This is a genomic window from Capnocytophaga sp. oral taxon 338 str. F0234, from assembly GCF_000192225.1.
In the GTDB taxonomy this organism is placed as follows: domain Bacteria; phylum Bacteroidota; class Bacteroidia; order Flavobacteriales; family Flavobacteriaceae; genus Capnocytophaga.
The window spans coordinates 1-575 of record NZ_GL872438.1 but is presented as its reverse complement, the minus strand read 5'-3'; the positions used below and the strand labels follow the sequence as shown (position 1 = coordinate 575).

The window sequence follows — 575 nt, the reverse complement described above, 5'->3', positions numbered from 1 at the left end:
TACCAACCTTGGAGATTTGCTCTAAGAGTCTCTGCGGTTTGTCGTCCTGCAACGTAAGGACTTGTGTTGGTGCTGGTTGTGTTGAAGTAGGTAGGGTTGAGTATGTTTCCATTTTGGTCAATTGTGATAGGTTCTTTTCTATTTAGTGAAGGGTGGCTTAGGGTCTCTAACCAACTTGCCTCAAAGCCTTTCCATTGTTTTTGGACGATGAGCTTGAGGATGGTGTTTTTCTCCTGTTGGGTGAACTGTACCTGCTCAAGGAAGAGCTCAAAGGCATGCTCACTGTTAATGGCTTTCTTTGCTTTGCGTATCTTGAGCCATTCGTCAACAAGGTCGGGAGCGAATCCCTCTGCAAGCATAGCCGCCCTGAAATCAAAGGACGTCTCCTTCTTTTGAGCTTCTTTTTCTTTTTGGGCGGAAATTTTTTCTTTTTCTTTTTTTTCCTCTTCCGAAGAGTCATTTAAGGGAGCTTCTAAAAAAGAATTTTCTTTTTGAAAAAAATTTTCTGGAGAAACACACTCTTTTTTTTGTTTCTTTTTTTAAAAAAAGAAAGAGAATCATTGATATTGTCATTT

General features: G+C 39.8%; 1 pseudogene. It reads right to left on the bottom strand.

What is annotated here, in order from left to right:
• Positions 1–359: pseudogene (locus HMPREF9071_RS11745) on the bottom strand (hypothetical protein); the annotation flags it as partial.
• Between the last annotated feature and the right edge of the window lie 216 nt (positions 360–575).